This is a genomic window from Mycobacterium sp. (genome assembly GCF_965229105.1).
Classification (GTDB): Bacteria; Actinomycetota; Actinomycetes; order Mycobacteriales; family Mycobacteriaceae; genus Mycobacterium.
In genome coordinates, this window is record NZ_OZ245858.1 from 3,877,240 (window position 1) to 3,897,956 (window position 20,717).

The 20,717-nt window shown below is 64.6% G+C and carries 15 protein-coding genes and 2 riboswitches; of the genes, 12 read left to right on the top strand and 3 right to left on the bottom strand.

Going from position 1 to position 20,717, the window contains the following annotated elements; translation table 11 throughout:
• Positions 1 to 22: 22 nt before the first annotated feature.
• Positions 23 to 1,930, bottom strand: a complete 1,908-nt coding sequence (locus ADBZ9O_RS18025; protein WP_526524189.1) for an ABC transporter ATP-binding protein/permease — start codon at positions 1,928 to 1,930, stop codon at positions 23 to 25.
• A 159-nt stretch (positions 1,931 to 2,089) separates the two neighbouring features.
• On the opposite strand from ADBZ9O_RS18025, the gene secA2 reads away from it, so the two are divergent.
• From secA2 to ADBZ9O_RS18085, 12 genes are all read left to right on the top strand, one after another.
• Entirely contained in the window at positions 2,090 to 4,438 is a 2,349-nt protein-coding gene (secA2, locus tag ADBZ9O_RS18030; protein ID WP_526524191.1) for an accessory Sec system translocase SecA2, read from the top strand.
• Between the two features lie 25 nt (positions 4,439 to 4,463).
• A complete protein-coding gene (locus tag ADBZ9O_RS18035) occupies positions 4,464 to 5,060 on the top strand; it encodes a CDP-alcohol phosphatidyltransferase family protein (RefSeq protein WP_526524193.1) in 597 nt (198 codons plus the stop codon).
• A gap of 1 nt (position 5,061) precedes the next feature.
• Entirely contained in the window at positions 5,062 to 5,979 is a 918-nt protein-coding gene (locus ADBZ9O_RS18040) for a DUF881 domain-containing protein (protein WP_526524195.1), read from the top strand.
• The gene (locus ADBZ9O_RS18045) at positions 5,976 to 6,308 is read left to right on the top strand and encodes a small basic family protein (protein WP_526524197.1); all 333 of its coding nucleotides are present in this window, start codon (positions 5,976 to 5,978) and stop codon (positions 6,306 to 6,308) included. Before ADBZ9O_RS18040 ends, ADBZ9O_RS18045 begins: the two co-directional genes overlap by 4 nt.
• A 9-nt stretch (positions 6,309 to 6,317) precedes the next feature.
• The gene (locus ADBZ9O_RS18050; protein ID WP_526524199.1) at positions 6,318 to 7,043 is read left to right on the top strand and encodes a DUF881 domain-containing protein; all 726 of its coding nucleotides are present in this window, start codon (positions 6,318 to 6,320) and stop codon (positions 7,041 to 7,043) included.
• A 54-nt stretch (positions 7,044 to 7,097) separates the two neighbouring features.
• Complete coding sequence (gene gcvH / locus ADBZ9O_RS18055) at positions 7,098 to 7,493, top strand: glycine cleavage system protein GcvH (RefSeq protein WP_526524201.1); 396 nt, start codon at positions 7,098 to 7,100, stop codon at positions 7,491 to 7,493.
• Positions 7,494 to 7,634: 141 nt separating this feature from the next.
• Positions 7,635 to 8,102, top strand: a complete 468-nt coding sequence (gene garA / locus ADBZ9O_RS18060) for a glycogen accumulation regulator GarA (protein ID WP_526524203.1) — start codon at positions 7,635 to 7,637, stop codon at positions 8,100 to 8,102.
• Complete coding sequence (gene ftsR / locus ADBZ9O_RS18065) at positions 8,103 to 8,846, top strand: transcriptional regulator FtsR (protein WP_526524205.1); 744 nt, start codon at positions 8,103 to 8,105, stop codon at positions 8,844 to 8,846.
• 169 nt (positions 8,847 to 9,015) lie between these two features.
• A complete protein-coding gene (locus ADBZ9O_RS18070; protein ID WP_526524207.1) occupies positions 9,016 to 9,510 on the top strand; it encodes a bifunctional nuclease family protein in 495 nt (164 codons plus the stop codon).
• Positions 9,511 to 9,741: 231 nt separating this feature from the next.
• A complete protein-coding gene (locus tag ADBZ9O_RS18075) occupies positions 9,742 to 10,350 on the top strand; it encodes a MerR family transcriptional regulator (RefSeq protein ID WP_526524209.1) in 609 nt (202 codons plus the stop codon).
• Between the two features lie 45 nt (positions 10,351 to 10,395).
• A riboswitch (glycine riboswitch) is annotated at positions 10,396 to 10,493 on the top strand.
• A riboswitch (glycine riboswitch) is annotated at positions 10,494 to 10,629 on the top strand.
• A 40-nt stretch (positions 10,630 to 10,669) separates the two neighbouring features.
• Positions 10,670 to 13,492, top strand: a complete 2,823-nt coding sequence (gcvP, locus tag ADBZ9O_RS18080; RefSeq protein ID WP_526524210.1) for an aminomethyl-transferring glycine dehydrogenase — start codon at positions 10,670 to 10,672, stop codon at positions 13,490 to 13,492.
• Positions 13,493 to 14,086: 594 nt separating this feature from the next.
• Positions 14,087 to 16,423 carry an Ig-like domain-containing protein gene (locus ADBZ9O_RS18085; protein ID WP_526524212.1) on the top strand — a complete coding sequence of 779 codons (2,337 nt, stop codon included), beginning with the start codon at positions 14,087 to 14,089 and terminating at the stop codon, positions 16,421 to 16,423.
• Here the strand turns inward: ADBZ9O_RS18085 and ADBZ9O_RS18090 are convergent.
• Together ADBZ9O_RS18090 and ADBZ9O_RS18095 are read right to left on the bottom strand one after the other, a co-directional pair.
• Positions 16,420 to 18,414 carry a substrate-binding domain-containing protein gene (locus ADBZ9O_RS18090; RefSeq protein ID WP_526524214.1) on the bottom strand — a complete coding sequence of 665 codons (1,995 nt, stop codon included), beginning with the start codon at positions 18,412 to 18,414 and terminating at the stop codon, positions 16,420 to 16,422. The genes ADBZ9O_RS18085 and ADBZ9O_RS18090 overlap by 4 nt on opposite strands.
• Positions 18,415 to 18,479: 65 nt before the next feature.
• Complete coding sequence (locus ADBZ9O_RS18095) at positions 18,480 to 20,669, bottom strand: malate synthase G (RefSeq protein WP_526524216.1); 2,190 nt, start codon at positions 20,667 to 20,669, stop codon at positions 18,480 to 18,482.
• Between the last annotated feature and the right edge of the window lie 48 nt (positions 20,670 to 20,717).

A 20,717-nucleotide genomic window follows, 5' to 3' on the forward strand; every position in this document is an offset into this window, starting at 1 on the left:
ACAGCGTTATGACCATGAAGGCTCACGGGGAAGTGAATCGGCCCAGGCGCCATTCGCCATCACCGACGAGCTCCAGATGGCGGGTATGGAACTGATGCACGGTGCTCCGATGACTCACGCTGATCACCATGGTGTCCGGCAGTTCGGCGCGGATCAGCCCGTAAAGCATCAGCTCCAAGCCCTCGTCCAGAGCCGACGTGGATTCGTCGAGGAAGACCGCGGCGGGCCGGGCCAGAAGGATCCGGGCGAAGGCGATGCGCTGCTGCTCACCGACAGATAAGGCCTTGGCCCAATCCCGGACTTCGCCCAGCCGGATGATCAGATGCGATAGCGCCACCTTGGCCAGGGCCTGCTGGATGGCGCGATCGTCGGCGGCCCCGGGTGCCAACGGATAAGCCGCCACTGTGCGCAGATCGCCAAGGGGCAAATACGGCAGCTGCGGCACGAACATGGCCCCGACCCGGCCGGCCGGCAGCCGGATCTCACCTGTGGCATAGGGCCACAATCCGGCCAGGCTCTGCAGCAGTACGGTTTTGCCGATCCCTGACGGCCCGCTGATCAGCAGCGACGCCCCCGCAGCCAGCTGGAAGTGCAGGGCGCGCACCAGCGGCCGACCGCCGGGCGTGCGGACGTCGACACCGTCGACCACCAAGGTGTCATCGGGTGACGTCACCGCGTCGACACCGCCGAACGCCCGTGCCCGGATGTTCTCATCGACCAGGCCGTCCAACCGGATGATCGCGGCCCGGTAGCTCGCGAACTGGTCGTAGGCATTGCGGAAAAACGACAGCGAATCGTGGATGGCGCTGAACGCGGTGGACGACTGCCAGACACCGCCGAAGGAGATCTGCTGCGCGAACAGTCCCTGCGCCTGCACGATCCAGGGCAGGGGGTTGATGGCCTGGCTGACCGACAAGTTCCACGACGTGAAGAGCATCATCCGGTTGAGCCAGCGCCGGTAGTTGTCCATCACCGAGGTGAGCCGACCGGTGAGCTGGCCGCGTTCGGAATCTTCGCCGCGGTACAGCCCGATCGCGGCGCCGGCCTCACGCAGCCGCACCAGCGCGTACCGAAAGCCGGCGTTGCGCAGTTCGTTGAGGTAGCTCAGCGCGATCAGCGGCCGCCCGATCACGAAGGCCACCACGGTGGCCACCAGCACGTAGACGATGACAATCCAGAACAGGGCGTGCGGCACGGTCACGCCGGCGACGGTCAGTGGCTGCGAGAGCCGCCACAGGATCGCGCCGAATGAGAACACCGATACGACGGCCTCGACGGCGCCGAACAACAATGTCTGCCCCGAGTTGAAGGCGGGGTTATTCGGTTCGCCGCCAACACCGGTGGTGAAGATGTCGATGTCCTGCTGAATGCGCTGATCCGGGTTATCGATCGGCGCAGCGGAAAACTGCGAACGGAAATACGCGAAATCGCCGAGCCAGTCATCGATGAGCCTGGCGCTCAACCAGATTCGCCAACGCATGATGAAGCGCTGGGTCACATACATATCGACCAACAGGCGCACGACGTAGCAGCCGGCCAGGATGGCGAAGACCACCAGCGTCGACCAGAATCCGGCGATCCCGCTGGCTCGCGCCGCTTCGGTGTCCGATCCGGCCCCGGAGAACGCGACCTGCAACGCGGTGAACAGGTCGTTGGTGTAGTAGCTGAGCAGCACACTGATCCGCACCGCGAGGATCGCCGAGAACAACAACGCCGCGAGCAGCGCCCACACGACCAGGCTCGGCCTGCCGCGGAAATAGTCACCCGTGATCCGCCAGAACTGGCGGCCCCATTCGGTGGTCCGCACGATCAGGGCCAGCACGATGAGCACACCCACCGCGGTGATCGCAAAGGTCTGCAACACCCAGACGGTCGAGTCGACGAACTCGTGGCTCCAGTCGATCGACGGTGCGAACGTCGTGGTGTCCATGCGGGTTCAGCCGAAAGTCGCCGTGAGATGGGTCAACAAGGCAGGCTCGGCCAGCTCGATGGCGGCACTCAGACCGAAGGGACCGGCTCCGGCGATGAGCACCTCGACGTCAGACACCGGGTGATTATTACCACCCACGGCGCCGCGTACCGTGAACCTGTGGCCAAGCCCCCTACCAAGACTCCCACCGCGAAATCCGGTCGCCTGAGCGGCCGCTTCTGGAAACTGCTCGGCGCCAGCACCGAGAAGGACCAGACGCGGTCCATGACCGAAGTGCGCGACTCGGCCGATTTCGACGATAAGGCCGCCGAACTCGACGACGAGCAGCTCCGCAAGGCCGCACAGCTGCTGAACCTCGAAGACCTGGCCGACGCCAGCGATATCCCGCAGTTCCTGGCCATCGCCAGGGAAGCCGCCGACCGTGCCACCGGCCTACGCCCCTTTGATGTCCAGCTGCAAGGTGCGCTGCGCATGCTGGCCGGCGATATCGTCGAAATGGCTACCGGTGAGGGCAAGACCCTCGCGGGTGCGATCGCCGCCGCGGGGTACGCCATCGCCGGCCGCAGCGTGCACGTCATCTCGGTCAACGACTACCTGGCCCGACGCGATGCCCAGTGGATGGGTCCGCTGCTGGAAGCGATGGGCCTGACGGTCGGCTGGATCACCGCCGATTCCACCGCCGCAGATCGCCGCGCCGCCTATCAATGCGATGTCACCTACGCCTCGGTCAACGAGATCGGGTTCGACGTCCTGCGTGATCAGCTGGTCACCGATGTCGACGATCTGGTCTCCCCGAACCCCGACGTGGCGCTGATCGACGAGGCCGACTCGGTGCTGGTCGATGAGGCCCTGGTCCCGCTGGTGCTCGCCGGTACGACCCACCGTGAGACGCCGCGGCTGGAGATCGTCGCGCTCGTCGGCACCATGACCGCCGATGTGGACTACGCCGTCGACCCGGACCGGCGCAATGTGCACCTGACCGAAATGGGCGCCCAGAAGGTCGAAGCGGCCCTCGGCGGTATCGACCTGTACTCCGAGGAGCACGTCGGCACCACGCTCACCGAGATCAACGTCGCGCTACACGCCTACGAACTTCTGGTCCGCGACGTGCACTACATCGTGCGTGACGGCGCGGTGCACTTGATCAACGCCTCGCGCGGCCGGATCGCGTCGCTGCAGCGCTGGCCCGACGGGCTGCAGGCCGCGGTCGAGGCCAAGGAAGGTATCGAGACCACCGAGACCGGTGAGGTCCTCGACACCATCACCGTGCAGGCACTGATCAACCGGTACCCGACGGTCTGCGGGATGACCGGCACGGCCCTGGCCGCCGGCGAACAGCTGCGCCAGTTCTACAAGCTCGGTGTCTCACCGATCCCGCCGAACACGCCGAATATCCGTGAAGACGAGACCGATCGCGTCTACATCACCACTGCGGCCAAGATCGAAGCGGTGATCGAGCACATCAGCGAGGTGCACGCCACCGGCCGGCCGGTGCTGGTCGGTACCCACGATGTCGCCGAATCCGAAGAATTGCACGAGCGGCTGCTGCGCCGCGGTGTGCCCGCGGTGGTACTGAATGCCAAAAACGATGCCGAGGAAGCCGCCGTCATCGCCGAGGCCGGCGCCCTGAACGTCGTCACCGTCTCCACCCAGATGGCCGGGCGAGGCACCGATATCCGGCTCGGTGGGTCGGCCGAAAATACCCATGACGAGGTCGTCGAACTCGGTGGCCTGCACGTCGTGGGTACCGGACGGCACAACACCGAACGCCTAGATAACCAGCTGCGTGGTCGCGCCGGCCGCCAGGGTGACCCCGGTTCGTCGGTGTTCTTCGCCAGTTGGGAAGACGAAGTGGTCATCGGCTATCTGGAGAACGACAAGCTGCCCACCGAAACCGATGACGACGACGGCAGGATCTCCAGTCCCAAGGCCGCCACGCTGCTGGACCATGCCCAGCGCATCGCCGAAGGTCGGCTGCTGGAAGTGCACGCCAACACCTGGCGGTACAACCAGCTCGTCGCCCAGCAGCGCGCCATCATCGTGGAACGCCGCAACACCCTGTTGAGCACGTCGGCAGCCCGCAACGAACTCGAAGAGCTCGCGCCGGCGCGCTACGAGGAACTCGGCGGCCCGGACGGGCCGCTGTCCGAGGAACAGCTGGTGCGGATCTGCCGGCTGATCATGCTCTATCACCTCGATCGCGGCTGGGCCGACCACCTGGCCTATTTGACCGATATCCGGGAGAGCATCCATCTGCGGGCGCTCGGGCGACAGAACCCGCTCGACGAATTCCACCGGATGGCTGTCGACGCCTTTGCCTCACTGGCGGCCGACGCCATCGAGGCCAGCCAGCAGACATTCGAGACTGCCGATCTGGTCGACGGTGAAGTCGGGCTCGATCTGTCGAAGCTGGCCCGGCCCACGTCGACGTGGACCTATGTGGTGCACGACAACCCCCTGCAGGACGACACGCTCTCCGCGCTGAGCCTGCCCGGCGTGTTCCGATAGACCTGCCCGCACTAGGTTTAGCCCCATGACGCCACCGGGTGGCAATACCGACCGGGTGCTGACCGTGCCGAACGTGCTCAGCGTGGTGCGCCTCGTCCTGATCGGCGTCTTCGTCTATCTGCTGCTCTGGACCGACGCCTACGCACTCGCTGTCGCCGTCCTGATGATCTGCGGCGCGTCGGACTGGCTCGACGGCAAGCTGGCCCGCCTGCTGGACCAGTACTCCCGGGTGGGCGAGCTGCTCGATCCGGCCGTCGACCGGCTCTTCATGGTCATCGTGCCGATCTCGTTCGCCATCGCCGGGATCGTGCCCTGGTGGGTCATCGTGGTGCTGATCGTCAGGGACGGTCTGCTGGCGGCGATGCTGCCGATCCTGCGCAGTCGCGGCCTGTCCGCCCTACCCGTCACCTATATCGGGAAGGCGGCGACGTTCGCATTGATGTCGGCGTTCCCACTGATCCTGTTGGGCCAGTGGGATGCCCTATGGAGCCGCGTCATCGGCGCCTGCGGCTGGGCGTTCCTGATCTGGGGCATCGGTATGTACCTCTGGGCGTTCGTGTTGTACGTCATTCAGCTCGTCCTGGTGGTCCGGCAGATGCCCAAGATCCCGAATGCGAGATGACGTGCCCGACCGTCTGACCGGACGAGGTGACCCCGCTCTCGGCGGTTACGACCCCGACGCCGGACTGAGCCCGCGCCAAGCCGCAGCGGTGCACAAACTTCCCGTGCCGTCGCTGCTGCGCTCGCTGCTCTCTGAACACCTCGACCCCGGCTACGCCGCGGCGGCCGCCGGCCCCACCAGCTCGCGTGCGGTGGGCTGGGTCTGGCAGGCCGTTGCCGCGCTGTTGATCGCCGCCGTCTTCGCCGCCGCCGTCGCGCAGGCCAGGTCGGTGGCGCCCGGCGTCAGCGCCGCCCAGCATGTGCTGGCGGGCAGCGTCCGTTCCGCCGAGGGCACCACCGACGACCTCACCCGGCGCCGCGACGAGCTGGCCACCGAGGTCGACGACATTCAGCGCCGCCAACTCAAAGACGACGCAGAGGGCAGGCAGCTGCTGAGCGGTCTGGACGCGCTCACCCTGGCCGGTGCGAGCACCCCGGTGATCGGTCCCGGCCTGACGGTGACGGTCAACGATCCCAGCGTCAGCAGCGACCTCACCGATGTGTCCAAACAGCGAGTCCCCGGCAGCCGGGCGGTGATCCTCGACCGCGACCTGCAGCTGGTCGTCAACTCGCTGTGGGCCTGCGGCGCCGAAGCCGTCGCGGTCGGCGGTATCCGGATCGGGCCGAACGTGACCATCCGGCAGGCGGGCGGCGCGATCCTCGTCGACAATCACCCGATCAGCACTCCGTACACCATCGTGGCGATCGGCCCGCCGAACTCCATGCGCGAAGGTTTCGAGCACAGCTCCGGGTTGATGCGGATGCGGCTGCTCGAAACGTCCTACGGCGTGGGGGTGAGCGTGAGTGCGGGCGACGGACTCACGGTGCCCGCAGGTGCTGTCCGAGATACCAAGTTCGCCAAGCGGATCGGAGCCTCATGATCGGAATCGCCGCGCTCGTGGTCGGCATCGTGTTGGGCCTGATATTTCATCCCAGCGTTCCCGAGGCCATTCAGCCGTATCTGCCGATCGCTGTCGTGGCCGCCCTCGACGCCGTCTTCGGCGGATTGCGCGCCTACCTGGAACACATCTTCGACGCGAAGGTGTTTGTGATCTCGTTCGTGTTCAACGTCTTGGTCGCCGCCCTGATCGTCTACGTCGGCGATCAGCTCGGGGTGGGCACCCAGCTGTCCACCGCGATCATCGTCGTTCTCGGCATCAGGATCTTCGGCAACGCCGCCGCCCTGCGGCGACGTCTGTTCGGGGCGTGACATCCAGATATGACTGAACAGCCACCCGCCAAGCCGCGCCGGACACGTTCCCAGGTGACGTTCGGGGCGCTGGCGGCGTTGCTGTGCCTGGTGCTGGGGGTGGCCATCGTCACCCAGGTCCGGCAAACCGAAACCGGCGACGCGCTGGAGACGGCCCGGCCCGCCGACTTGCTGGTGCTGCTGGATTCGCTGCAACAGCGTGAGGCCGCGCTGAATACCGAGGTCACCGAACTGCAGCGCACGCTGGCGTCGTTGCAGGCATCGGGCAGCTCGGATCAGGCCGCGATCGACAACGCCAGAGCGCGTCTGGCCGCACTGTCGATTCTGATCGGCACGGTCGGTGCCACCGGGCCCGGTGTGATCATCACCATCGACGACCCTGCTGGAGGGGTGGCACCCGAGACGATGCTCGACGTGATCAACGAATTGCGGGCCGCCGGTGCCGAAGCCATGGAGATCGCGGCGGGCAATCAGGCGGTGCGGGTGGGTGTCGACACCTGGGTCATTGGACGCCCCGGCGCGCTGGCCATCGACAGCCTCACCCTGGCCCCGCCGTATTCTGTTCTGGCTATTGGCGATCCACCCACTCTGGCCGCTGCGATGAATATTCCTGGCGGTGCCGTCGACAGCGTGGAGCGGGTGGGCGGCACAATGGCGGTCCAACAGACTGACCGTGTTGACATCACCACCTTGCGACAACCGAAACCCCGCCAATACGCTCAGCCCGTCAAATGAGCCACGACCGCTCGACGACCTGAGCCCGGCCCAGCCGCATCACGAGGGAGAATTGTGACCGAGATCCCACCCGATCTGCACTACACCGTCGAACATGAGTGGGTTCGCCGCACCGCTGACGACACCGTCCGCGTCGGTATCACCGACTTCGCCCAATCCGCGCTGGGCGATGTTGTCTTCGTGCAGCTGCCCGATATCGACAGCCAGGTGAGTGCGGGGGAGTCATTCGGTGAGGTGGAATCGACCAAGTCGGTCTCTGACCTGTACGCCCCGGTTTCAGCGAAAGTGGTTGCGGTCAACGGTGATCTGGAAGCCAGCCCGGACCTGGTGAACTCCGATCCCTACGGTGACGGATGGTTGCTGGAACTGCAGGCCGACCCGGCTGTACTCGACGAGAGCCTGGCCGGTTTGCTCGATCCAGAGGCGTACCGCGCCACATTGACCGAATGAATGTTGTTAGGGTTCCTGCCAGCAGCCTTTCCGGCCGTGCTGGGCACAATGAGGCTCGTCGCACGGTAACGTCGAGTCGACGGTTAGGGCGGGCCAAGACCACTGGCAATATCGCCACAAGCAGCCTGTGAGGAGCAGCGAGTGACGGATAAGGACAACGACTTGTCTGAGGAAGTCACCGTGGAGACGACATCTGTCTTCCGTGCGGACTTCCTCAATGAATTGGATGCCCCGGCGACAGCCAGCGGCGATGGGACGGTCTCGGGAGTCGAAGGACTCCCGGTGGGATCGGCTCTCCTCGTCGTCAAACGCGGGCCCAACGCCGGATCCCGGTTCCTGTTGGACCAGGCGACCACGTCGGCCGGCCGGCACCCCGACAGCGACATTTTCCTCGATGACGTCACTGTCAGTCGTCGCCATGCCGAGTTCCGGTTGGAGACGGGTGAATTCCAGGTGGTCGACGTCGGCAGCCTCAACGGCACCTACGTCAACCGCGAGCCGGTGGATTCGGCAGTGCTGGCCAACGGCGACGAGGTGCAGATCGGGAAGTTCCGGCTGGTATTCCTGACCGGACCGAAAACCGACGACGATGGGGGAACGGGCGGCTAGATGACACAGCCCGATACTCCCGCACTTGCCGGGATGTCGATCGGAGCGGTGCTCGAGGCGCTACGACCCGATTTCCCGGATGTCACCATTTCCAAGATTCGCTTCTTGGAGGCCGAGGGTCTGGTCACGCCGGAACGCTCTGCGTCGGGGTATCGGAGATTCACCGCCTATGACTGTGCGCGGTTGCGGTTCATCCTGACCGCGCAGCGCGATCAGTATCTGCCGCTGAAGGTGATCAAGGCCCAGCTGGACGCCCAAGCGGACGGCCAACTGCCCGAGAGTGGAACGTCTTATGGCGTACCGCGTTTGGTACGTGATGCGGACACTTCCGGACAACCCGGCGACATGCGGGCCGCTACGGCGGCCTCCGCCCGGGTCCGGCTGCGTCGCGAGGACCTCCTGGAGCAGTCCGGCGTCGATGACGCCTTACTCAGTGGGTTGATCAAGGCCGGCGTGATCAGTTCCGGGCCCGGCGGATTTTTCGACGAGCATTCCGTGGTGATCCTGCAGTGCGCGAGCGCGCTGGCCGACTACGGCGTCGAGCCCCGTCATCTGCGGGCATTTCGCTCAGCGGCCGACCGGCAGTCCGATCTGATCGCGCAGATCGCAGGCCCGATGGTGCGGGCCGATAAGGCGGGCTCCCGCGACCGAGCCGACGATCTCGCGCGGGAGGTGGCCGCACTGGCCATCACCTTGCACACGTCGCTGATCAAATCAGCCGTGCGCGACGTGCTCCACCGCTAGGCCCAGATGGAAGTCCTCGTCTCCGGGCTGGCACTTCGGCAGTCGAACCAAGGCAGGGCTAGACTCCGTTAACGGGTTGGTGTTCGGCACGCGCCGGAGGGATGTGCTTTGAGAATCCCGCACCACCGGCCCTTTTCCAGCAGCGCGGTTGTGCGGAGGGCAGACACAGATGGGTGAAGTTCGTGTGGTCGGCATTCGCATCGAGCAGCCTCAGAATCAACCGGTATTACTCCTCCGTGAGTCCAATGGAGACCGGTATTTGCCCATCTGGATCGGGCAGTCTGAGGCGTCGGCGATCGCCCTGGAACAGCAGGGCCACGAACCGGCTCGACCGCTTACTCACGATCTGATTCGCGATCTGATCACCGCCCTTGGGCATTCGCTCAAGGAAGTACGAATCGTCGATCTGCAGGAAGGCACGTTCTACGCCGACTTGATTTTCGACCGCGATATCAAGGTCTCGGCCAGGCCATCGGATTCTGTGGCCGTTGCCCTTCGCGCCGGCGTACCGATCTATGTCGAAGAGGCAGTGCTGGCCGAGGCCGGCCTGCTGATTCCCGATGAGAACGACGAAGAAGCCACTGGCGCTGTCCGCGAGGACGAGGTAGAGAAGTTCAAGGAATTCCTCGACAGCGTGTCGCCCGATGACTTCAAGGCGACCTGAGCATCACCAGATCGTCGAACATCACGGATGCGTCTCATCTGGTAGTGAGGGTTCGACACGCCCGAGAATTCACGACCCACGGCGGTCGAAGCGGCCATACTTGGCGGACGAAGACGGGGTCCAGGATTGCATCGGGAGCCCCACAGGAAGCGTATGCTCGGGACACTCGGGCTCGGGCATGGCGACTGGAGACGGCCGCAGTGACGAGGCCGATCGGCGAGAGGATTCAGGGTGGGTGACCAGCCACGTCAGGAGCAGCTAGAGCTCGACGCCACAGGTGACGAGGCTGCCGTGACGGAGCCGGTGCAGGGTGGTCTGTTCCCCGACGATTCGGTTCCCGACGAGCTCGTCGGCTACCGCGGGCCCAGTGCCTGCCAGATCGCCGGCATCACCTATCGGCAGCTCGACTATTGGGCGCGTACCTCTTTGGTCGTGCCCTCCATCCGCAGCGCCGCCGGATCGGGCAGCCAACGGCTGTACTCGTTCAAGGACATCTTGGTTCTCAAAATCGTGAAGCGACTCCTGGATACGGGCATCTCGCTGCACAACATTCGCGTCGCCGTCGATCATCTGCGCCAGCGCGGAGTATCCGACCTGGCGAATATCACGTTGTTCTCCGACGGCACCACGGTCTATGAGTGCACCTCCGCCGAAGAAGTCGTCGACCTGCTGCAGGGCGGCCAGGGCGTATTCGGTATCGCTGTCAGCGGCGCGATGCGTGAGCTGACCGGTGCGATCGCCGACTTCCCCGGCGAGCGGGCCGACGGCGGCGAGTCGATCGCCACTCCCGAAGACGAACTGGCCTCGCGGCGTAAGCACCGCGACCGCAAAATCGGCTAGATCGGCGAGATCGTTTCGACCCGCTAGAGCTATGCTGTTGGGGCATCGCCCTGTGCGGGAGAGTTCCGTGATTGCCAGTCACGGACGCCGAAGGAGCAACACCTCTCCGTCAACCTCTCAGGCCCCCGGACCGCACCAGGCCACGATGCCTCTGGAAAGCGGTGGAACTCGGACTCGAAAACCGGGCCACCCGCCCATGGGGAAAGGCAACGCCGACACTTAGCCGTCGGCCGCCGAATCTCTCAGGCGCCCGGTCGGGTGGACGACAGAGGGAGAGGAACACGACGTTCCGCCCTGTGCCGCGCCGAGGAGTTCCGAATTGTCTGAAGCCCGTTTTGCCGATCGCCATATTGGTCCCGACAATGACGATGTCGCCACGATGCTCGACGTCATCGGGGTCGATTCGCTCGATGAGCTTGCCGCCAAGGCACTTCCCGCGGGCATCCTCGACGCGGTCGACGCCGACGGCATCGCGCCCGGCCTCGATCGGCTGCCACCCGCGGCCACCGAGCATGAGGCGTTGGCCGAGCTGAAGGCGATGGCCGATACCAATACCGTCGCCGTCTCGATGATCGGTCAGGGCTATTACGACACCCTGACGCCACCGGTGATCCTGCGTAACGTCCTGGAGAACCCCGCCTGGTACACGGCCTACACGCCGTATCAGCCCGAGATCAGCCAGGGCCGGCTCGAGGCGCTGTTGAATTTCCAGACGATGATCGCCGACCTGACCGGGCTTGATGTCGCCAACGCGTCGATGCTGGACGAAGGTACCGCCGCCGCCGAGGCGATGACGCTGATGCACCGCGCAGTGCGCGGCCCGGCCAGCAAGCTGGCCGTCGATAGCGATGTATTTGCCCAGACGGCAGCCATTCTGGCCACGCGCGCTGAACCACTCGGTATCGAGATCGTCACTGCCGATCTGCGTGCGGGCCTGCCAGAGGGTGACTTCTTCGGCGTGATCACCCAGCTGCCCGGCGCCAGCGGTCGGGTTACGGACTGGACGGCACTGATCGAACAGGCCCACGAACGCGGCGCCCTGGTCGCCGTCGGTGCCGATCTGCTGGCCCTGACGTTGATTGCCTCGCCCGGTGATATCGGTGCCGATGTGGCCTTCGGTAGCGCTCAACGATTCGGCGTGCCAATGGGATTCGGCGGACCACACGCCGGCTATTTGGCCGTGCACACCAAACAGGCAAGGCAGCTGCCCGGCCGCCTCGTCGGGGTGTCGGTCGACAGCGACGGATCACCTGCGTATCGGCTGTCTCTGCAGACTCGTGAGCAGCACATCCGCCGCGACAAGGCGACCAGCAATATCTGTACCGCGCAGGTGTTGCTGGCGGTGATGGCCGCCATGTACGCGAGTTATCATGGCGCCCAAGGGCTTACCGCGATCGCGCGTCGTGTACACGGGCACGCCGAGAAGATCGCGACCGCGCTGGGCGATGGGCTGGTCCACGACAAGTACTTCGACACGGTGCTGGCTCATGTCCCCGGGCGAGCCGACGAGGTGATCGCCGCGGCAAAAGCCAGTGGCATCAACCTATGGCGGGTCGACGCCGATCACGTGTCGGTGGCCTGTGACGAAGCCACCACCGACGCTCACGTGGCTGCGGTCCTGGCGGCCTTCGGTGTTTCCGCTGTGGAACCTGTCTGTGCGGGAATCATCAACCGCAGCTCGGTATTCCTGACCCACCCCGCCTTCACCACCCACCGCACCGAGACCTCGATGATGCGGTATCTGCGCATGCTGGCCGATAAAGACATTGCCTTGGACCGCAGCATGATTCCGCTCGGTTCGTGCACCATGAAATTGAACGCCGTCGCCGAGATGGAAGCGGTCACCTGGCCGGAGTTCTCCCGTCAGCACCCGTTCGCGCCTGCCTCGGACACCCCGGGACTGCGGAAGTTGATCGCCGACGTCGAGGGCTGGCTGACCGAACTCACCGGTTATGACGGAGTGTCGTTGCAGCCCAACGCCGGATCGCAAGGGGAGTACGCCGGCCTGCTGGCGATCGCCGACTATCACGCCTCCCGCGGTGAGAAGCATCGCGATGTGTGCCTGATCCCGTCCAGCGCGCACGGCACCAACGCCGCGTCGGCCGCTCTCGCCGGGATGCGCGTGGTCGTGGTGGCCTGCCGGGAGAACGGCGATGTGGACCTCGATGATCTGCGGGCCAAAATCGAGGCGCACGCCGATAAGTTGTCGGCGCTGATGATCACCTACCCGTCGACCCACGGGGTGTTTGAGCATGACATCGCCGATATCTGCGCTGCCGTACACGATGCGGGCGGTCAGGTCTATGTCGACGGCGCCAACCTGAATGCTCTGGTGGGGCTGGCACGGCCCGGGAAGTTCGGTGGCGATGTCAGCCACCTGAACCTGCACAAGACGTTCTGCATTCCCCACGGTGGCGGTGGCCCAGGGGTCGGCCCGGTCGCAGTGCGTTCACATCTTGCGCCGTTCCTCCCCGGCCATCCGCTGGCAGCCGAACTGCCGCACGGACATCCGGTGTCGTCGGCGCCGTACGGTTCGGCGTCGATCCTGCCGATCACCTGGGCCTACATCCGGATGATGGGTGCAACCGGATTGCGCGCCGCGACGCTGACGGCGATCGCGTCGGCCAACTACATCGCTCGCCGCCTCGACGAGTACTACCCGGTGCTCTACACCGGCGAGAACGGCATGGTTGCCCATGAGTGCATCCTTGACCTGCGTGGGATCACCAAATCGACCGGCGTCACCGTCGACGATGTCGCAAAACGGCTGGCGGACTACGGCTTCCACGCACCGACGATGAGCTTTCCGGTCTCAGGCACGCTGATGGTGGAGCCGACCGAAAGTGAAAGCCTGGCCGAGGTGAACGCATTCTGTGAGGCGATGATCGCGATCAAGGCCGAAATCGACAAGGTGGGTTCCGGTCAGTGGCCGGCGGATGACAACCCGCTGCGCGGTGCCCCGCATACCGCGGAGTGCCTACTGGTGCAGGAATGGAACCATCCCTACACCCGTGAAGAGGCGGCCTATCCGTTGGGCAAGAACTACCGTCCCAAGGTCTGGCCGCCGGTCCGCCGAATCGACGGTGCCTACGGTGACCGCAACCTGATGTGCTCGTGCCCGCCGGTGGAAGCGTTCGCCTGACCGGTTGCTCGGCACTGTGCCAGCACTCGTTTTTCCGTTGCGTTGCCAGCTCGGTCGGCAGCGTCGAGATCGAACTGAGGACGCCGCCGTGCGCGGATTAGCCGGTGTGCCCGTTCGGTTCACCGACTCGGTGGCGGTGCCTAGCGCAGCAACGGAGGCCTGACGCATTGGACACGCATACGGTGCGATCTGTAGGAGCACCGAAATTGTTGTCCAACAAGCGGTTTCATATTTTGACCGATGGCGTTGATGGCCGGAGGAATCCCGTACGGGTCATGGCACAGCTTTCTCGTGCAGAGATGTGATGCCCGTGGTGCCTGCGCCCCCGGTCGGTTTGCCGGCGACAGGCGCAGATTTCTTCGGCTTGTCGAGCATGGCCCGTCGGATCCATCCGAGGTTCTCTTGCCAGTGCAACTAACTGAGAATTTCCTGCACCCAACACGGTAAACATGCTGGTAGCGTCCTCCCGGCTTGTTACTTTTGAGGGGGGTCTCAATGGCACGTCAGGTTTCGATGCGCAAGCCTCGGACTAGTAGCTACCGACACAAGCGCCGGTCCGGGGTGAAATCAGAGAAGTGCCTACGATGGCTGCGAGTGGGGGCCTTCACTGCGGGCCTTGGCGCGGCGATGACCGTCGGGCATGGTGTTGCCGCAGCCTCTACCGGCGATGGTTCAGCTAGCGCTGGCGCTACCGCGCACTCGTCGTCGCACAGCTCCAAGGCGACGCGGTCGGCCAGTCCAAAGCCGAAATCGCCCCCAAGCTCGACGCTATCGGCTGCGAATGTGAAACCTGCTGACAGCACCAAGATTTCGTCGACTCCGGCGAGCAAGCGCAGGCTGGCAGTACAGTCGACGGAGACCTTCGCGCATGCCGCGACGACCACCGCGGACCCGGCCGGCGGTTTTCTGGATGACATCGTCCACCAGTTCTTCAACACCAGCCCGACGCTGACGCCGGCCCAGAAGAGCAATTCACTCGACGGCGGGGTTACCGGAACACTCGGAGCTGCCGACGCCGACGGAGATCCATTGGTCTACACAGTGACGGAACTTCCGGCGCACGGCGAGGTGACGATCCACGCGGACGGCAGCTACGACTACACGCCATCTGCGCTGGGCGACTCTGCACAGACCGATTCGTTCGTCGTCACTGTCACCGAAGCAAACGCAGACACCCATGTTCACGGCCCATTGGGACTGTTGACCGGGCTGCTCAATGCGCTTACTTTCGGCGCGTTCCAGTTGAACGACGGCCGAAGTGCCTCCACCACAGTGCCGGTCACCGTGCTGCCGGCCGGCACGATCGGACAGGTCCAGGGGATACCCAACAGTCCAACGGTGTTGGGCACCACCGGGATCGGCTACCAGCCGGTTATCGGCGGAGTCTTCGGACTACCGACTGGACCGACCAGGGTCTTGGTGATAGGCCCGGACGGCTCGGCCATCGCCACCGGCGACATCCCGGGTATCACGACATCTCAACAGATGCTCCAGGCACCGAACGGCGGCGCCTTCCTGCTCACCTACAACGTGCTCAATAACCAGAGCACGCTGTCGTACATCAGCACCGCTGGGCAGGTGACGAGTTCAACCAGCGGCGATGAAGTGATCGGATCGGTGTTCGTCGATCCCGACGGCACCGCCTACATGACAACGGGCACGATCAGCCTGCTCGGTGCCGGCCAGATCACCGTCACCGCGGTCAATGCAGACGGTACCGTCGCAACCCGGTCATTCGCCGGACTCACCGACCAAGGTGTCCAGGTAGGTACCGACGGCACGGCCTACCAGGGGTACCAGGATGCCGACGGCGTCAAGGTCTTCATTTGGAAATCCGATGGCTCCACATCGACCACGGCACCGGTTTCCGGTGAGCTGGTTGGTGTTTCGACGGGACCGGGCGGCGTCAACTATCTCACCATCGATACCACCGATGACACTGGCGAAAGCACGAAAATCTACAACGTCACGTCGGCGGGCCTGGGCGCGCAGCGCGTCCTACCCGGTGCGCCTTCCGGGGTAGTGGCCTTCGGAGCCGATGGTAGCGCCTACCAAGTCACCAGCAACGGTAATGTCTTTGACTTCGACCGAAGTGTGCGGATCTCGGTCATCACCCCGGCTGGTGTCATCATCGGTGCACCGACGGGCGGAGAGTTTTTTGCCTTGAGCAACGTCCAGGTGGCGTCGGACGGCACCGCGTATTTCCCCATCGGATTTGATTCGCCCCATAACCTGGGCTCGCGAATCGTGATCGTCAAACCCGATGGGTCGATCAAAGTAGTGCCCGTCGATTCTCTGTACGCGGCATTCGATGTCGTCATCGGTCCGGACGACAAGTTGTATATACGCGATAGCGCTGGCACCGTCGTCGCTCCCAACGGGACCAAAACTGGAACCCACCTCATCCTCGATTTGGTGTTCGGCTCCGACGGGACGCCTTACGAAAGAATTTTCGTCGACGGCGGGTCCGGGGTGACGAATCTCAAGACCGGTGTGACCAGCGCGGCGTTGCCCGGCGGGGGCAACGGGGGCTCTCTGACCGTGGGCACAAACGGTGTCGCGTACGTGACGTCAAACACTGGCCCAGAAGGGGTTTCACCCGACACCGTCAACATCCTGGCGGTCAATCCCGACGGGTCGACGCTGGCCACCCTCACCCAGTCGGGCATCACCGTCGATGTCGGGATCAACGAGACCACCCACACGGCGTACGTGACGATTCTCGATGTCGACGAGAACCAGGTACCGAGCATCACCGTCTGGTCGATCGCATCCAACGCCACCGTCACCAAACTTGCCACGTACGCCAATCAAGCTAGCAGCGGCCCGGTGACCGTCGCACCCAGCGGTGCGGTCTACCTGACGACGTTCACCGTCAACGAATCGCTACAAGCGATCACCAACGTGCAGGTGGTAGTGGCGCCGGCTTAGCTCAGCATTGAGTTGACCGCCGTGGCCAGCTCAGGTGAATCCGACGCGGGCACGTTCTGGTAGGTGCCGCCGCTGATCTGGGCAACCGACTCCCAGGTGGCCCGGTCGGGATCGTTGCCGACGTTGATCACGTCGACCGCAACGGGTCGGGCCGGATCGGCACTCTGGCGGATCAGGTCTTGCAATCCCGCGGCGTCCAGCGATTGATCGGTGTGCGGGCCGGAGGTGATCACCAGCACCGAATTGTTCTGTCCCTGGCGGAAGTTCGTCAACGCGTCAGCGTAAACGTTGCGCAAGGTGGTGAACGATACGGCGCCGCCCGCCGTGCTCAGGCCCTGCAGGGTAGAGGTGAGCACCTGGCTGCGGGGCTTGCCGTCGATGTCATCGCCGAGCGGGCCCAAGGTGACCTGGGTGGTGCCCGTGCTGGCGTCGAATGTGGTCAAGCCGATTGCCGCATTCGGTGGCAGCGCGGTGATCCTGGCCTCGAGCGCGGTGGCCACCGGCGCGAGATTGAGCGAACGATCCAACATGATCGTGGTGGCCGGTCCGGTGGAGGGAGTGGATAGTGCGTTCGCCAGCGTCGCGCGGGTGCTGTCGTCACCGACCGACAACGTCGCCCCCAACGCAGGGAAGCTGATCACGTCGTTGGCCGGTGGAGTCCCACCACCGTCGGTGCGAAAACCCGCCTTGGTCAGTTCGGCGAGCTGCTCGGGTTTGCGCAGGAAGCGCTCGAATTCGCTTGCCGCACTGACTTGTTCTTCGCCGAGCCAGTCGCCGCCGAGCAGGACCGTGGGGAAGTCCGCGACCGCCACCGGTCCGGGTGGCAGCCAGGACGCGAGGTCGGTCTTGGCGTCTGCCAACCCGGCGGCCCGTTTGAACAGCTGCTGTTCGGTGGTGACGACGGCGTGCACTGGTGCCGCAGCGGGATCACTGGCCTGGAGCAGCGCGTTCATCGCTTCGTCGGCAGAGTTGTTGTCCAACTTCGGCTGCCCGGCGACCAGCGCACTGACCGCAGCCGAACCAGCGGTGGGCGGTGCACCGGCGGGAGCCGAGGCCGCCGCGACCGCTTCGGCCGCCAAGTACGAACCGTCGCTGTCCCCGGTCATCGGTAATGCCAAACGCAGTCCACCCCAGCCCGGCAGGTTCACACCATCCAGGCCGGCAGGATTGTTCTGGAGCGCCGGCAGCGTCGACCAGTTCTGTTGATCGAGAGCCGATTTGAGCTCCGGGCGGACCGCGAGCACCACCGGCGACGTGACCAGCGACTTGCTGGCGCTGACGGTCTTGGCGTCGACCGCGCTCTGCAGACGTGCCACCGATATGGAACTACCCGGTATCCACAGGGCCGGCTTTTCGCCGAGATCCGCAGGCCAGTTCCCGATCAGACCCCCAACGACGGCATCGGAATCGGCGGCCTTGACCTCGATCGACAGGCATTTATCCCCGACCGGCTTCGCCGTTTCGTTGAAGGTTTTGGCCGACTGACTGATCAGATCGGCAATGGCGGGATCGGCGAGCACGGCGACATTCGATTTGCCGTCCAGACAGGTGGCCGCCGCCTGCTTGGAGCGATCCCCGAGCACATCGCCGAAGAATCGCCACAGGATGACGGCCGCCACCACCACGACAACGGTGACCAACGCTGCGATCACGCCTACGCTCACGCCGCGCCGACCCTGCGCGGCTATGCGGTGGCTACCGGTCCATTCCCCGGTGTTGACATGCCCGCCAGAGACCTGGGTTGGGGGCAGCGGGGGTTGGGCGGCGGGCAGCACCGCGGTGTGGTCGTCGTAATCGTCGGTGTAATCGCGGGTGTAGTCGTCGGTGTATCTGCGACTCTCCGACGGTGGGTCGTCGGCGTCGTAGTCGTCGGCGGCGTAGTCACCGTCACCGTCGTCGTAATCGTCGTTGTAGTCACCATCGACGTGGTCGGCGGGCTCGTCACCAGAAGGATCAGCGTCGTCAGGCCCGGGAATACTGTGTCTACCCACGCCTACTAGACCTTTCCATCGACCCCGTTATCGCCTTACCTGTGCGCACCCCGCGCCGAGTGTAGTCAGCCGGCAACACTGGCCTTGAACTCGCGACGACGTCGGTGCAGGATCGGCTCGGTATAGCCGTTGGGTTGCGCGGCACCGGACAGGATCAGTTCCTCTGCTGCGGCAAAGGCGATGCTGGTCTCGAAATCCGGGGCCATCGGCCGGTAGGTGGAATCGCCGGCATTCTGCCGGTCAACGACAGGTGCCATCCGTTCCAGGCTGGCCCGCACATCCTCGGCCGTGATCACGCCGTGGCGCAACCAGTTCGCCAAGAGCTGGCTCGAAATACGAAGTGTGGCGCGATCTTCCATCAGTGCGATGTCGTGGATATCGGGCACCTTGGAGCAGCCGACACCGGCGTCGATCCAGCGCACCACATAGCCGAGGATGGACTGGCAGTTGTTGTCGACCTCTTGGTGGATCTCTTCGGATGACCATTTCAACGAAGCGTCGGCCAGCGGAATGGTCAGCAACTCATCGATGGTGGTGCGGGTTTGGCCCTCGAGTTCTTTTTGCACCGCGAACACGTCCACCTGGTGATAGTGCAGCGCGTGCAGCGTGGCGGCCGTCGGCGACGGCACCCATGCCGTGGTGGCACCGGCCTTCGGCTGACCGATTTTCTGCTCGATCATGTCGGCCATCAGGTCAGGCATTGCCCACATACCCTTGCCGATCTGCGCCTTACCGGACAGACCAGCGGCCAGACCGACATCGACGTTCGCGTCTTCATAGGCCTTGATCCACGGCTGCGATTTCATGGTGCCCTTGCGGACCATTGGTCCGGCTTCCATGGACGTGTGAATCTCGTCGCCGGTGCGGTCGAGGAATCCGGTGTTGATGAACACCACCCGGTCGGCGGCCGCTTTGATCGACGCCTTCAGATTGAGCGTCGTGCGCCGCTCTTCGTCCATGATGCCGACCTTCAGGGTGGCCTGCGGCAGCCCGAGGACATCTTCGACCCGGCTGAACAGCTCGCAGGTGAAGGCCACTTCGTCGGGGCCGTGCATCTTGGGCTTGACGATGTAGACCGAGCCGGTCCGGCTGTTGAGCAGGGGACCGTTCCCGTCGGAATCTTTCAAGCCGTGCATCGCGATCAAACTGGTGAACAGGGCGTCCTGGATGCCTTCGGGGATTTCGTTCCCGTCTGCGTCGAGGATCGCGTCATTGGTCATCAGGTGGCCGACGTTGCGGACGAACAGCAGGCTGCGCCCGGGCAGGGTCAACTCACCGCCATCGGGCGTGCTGTAGGTGCGGTCGCCGTTGAGCACGCGGGTGAAGGTCTTGCCACCCTTGCTGACCTCTTCGCTCAGATCGCCGCGGTTCAGACCCAGCCAGTTGCGGTAGCCGAGCACCTTGTCGTCGGCGTCGACGGCGGCCACGGAATCCTCGAAGTCCATGATCGTGGTGATCGCCGATTCCAGGACGACATCTTTGACGCCGGCCTGATCGGTCGACCCGACGGGGGAGTCGGGGTCGATGAGGACCTCAATGTGTAGACCGTGGTTCACCAGCAACAGCGAGGTCGGGTGTTCGGGCTCGCCCAGATAGCCCGCGAACTGCTCGACGGTGGCCAATCCGGCCGAGAGATCATCGCCAAGTCTGACGAGCAGTTGGCCGTCCTCGACGGTGAAACCGCGTGCCTCGGTCCAGGACCCCGACGCCAGCGGCGTGGTGTCGTCGAGGAACTTGCGTGCGAAGGCGATGACCTTGTCGCCGCGGACCCGGTTGTAGCTGTCGCCCTTCTCGGCGCCGTCGGTTTCCGCGATGACGTCGGTGCCGTACAGCGCGTCATAGAGCGAACCCCAACGCGCGTTGGATGCGTTGAGTGCGAAGCGGGCATTGAGCACCGGCACCACCAGCTGCGGTCCCGCGGTCGAGGTGATTTCGGGATCCACGCCTGCGGTGGTGATGGTGAAATCGTCGGGTTCTGGCTGCAGATAGCCGATTTCGATCAGGAACGCCTTGTACGCCTCGGGGTCATGGGGTTCGATCGCCCGCATCCGGTGGTACTTGTCGATCTGCGCCTGCAGTTCATCGCGGCGGGCCAGCAGCTCTTGGTTCTGCGGCGTCAGATCGGTGACGACTTTGTCCACCCCCGCCCAGAAGCTGTCCGGGTCGATCCCGGTGCCAGGCAGCGCCTCGTTGGTCACGAAGTCGTGCAGCACTTTGGCCACCTGTAGGTCGCCCACGGTCACACGCTCAGTCATTGGTCCTCCTCGCCCGGCAATTGATCCATCTTATCCGTCACCCACCAG

Excerpts from the sequence above, each read along its gene's own strand:
- ADBZ9O_RS18025 (WP_526524189.1), bottom strand. The coding sequence starts at position 1,930 with ATGGACACCACGACGTTCGCACCGTCGATCGACTGGAGCCACGAGTTC.
- ADBZ9O_RS18035 (WP_526524193.1), top strand. The coding sequence starts at position 4,464 with ATGACGCCACCGGGTGGCAATACCGACCGGGTGCTGACCGTGCCGAAC.
- ADBZ9O_RS18045 (WP_526524197.1), top strand. The coding sequence starts at position 5,976 with ATGATCGGAATCGCCGCGCTCGTGGTCGGCATCGTGTTGGGCCTGATA.
- ADBZ9O_RS18050 (WP_526524199.1), top strand. The coding sequence starts at position 6,318 with ATGACTGAACAGCCACCCGCCAAGCCGCGCCGGACACGTTCCCAGGTG.
- ftsR (WP_526524205.1), top strand. The coding sequence starts at position 8,103 with ATGACACAGCCCGATACTCCCGCACTTGCCGGGATGTCGATCGGAGCG.
- ADBZ9O_RS18070 (WP_526524207.1), top strand. The coding sequence starts at position 9,016 with ATGGGTGAAGTTCGTGTGGTCGGCATTCGCATCGAGCAGCCTCAGAAT.
- ADBZ9O_RS18095 (WP_526524216.1), bottom strand. The coding sequence starts at position 20,669 with ATGACTGAGCGTGTGACCGTGGGCGACCTACAGGTGGCCAAAGTGCTG.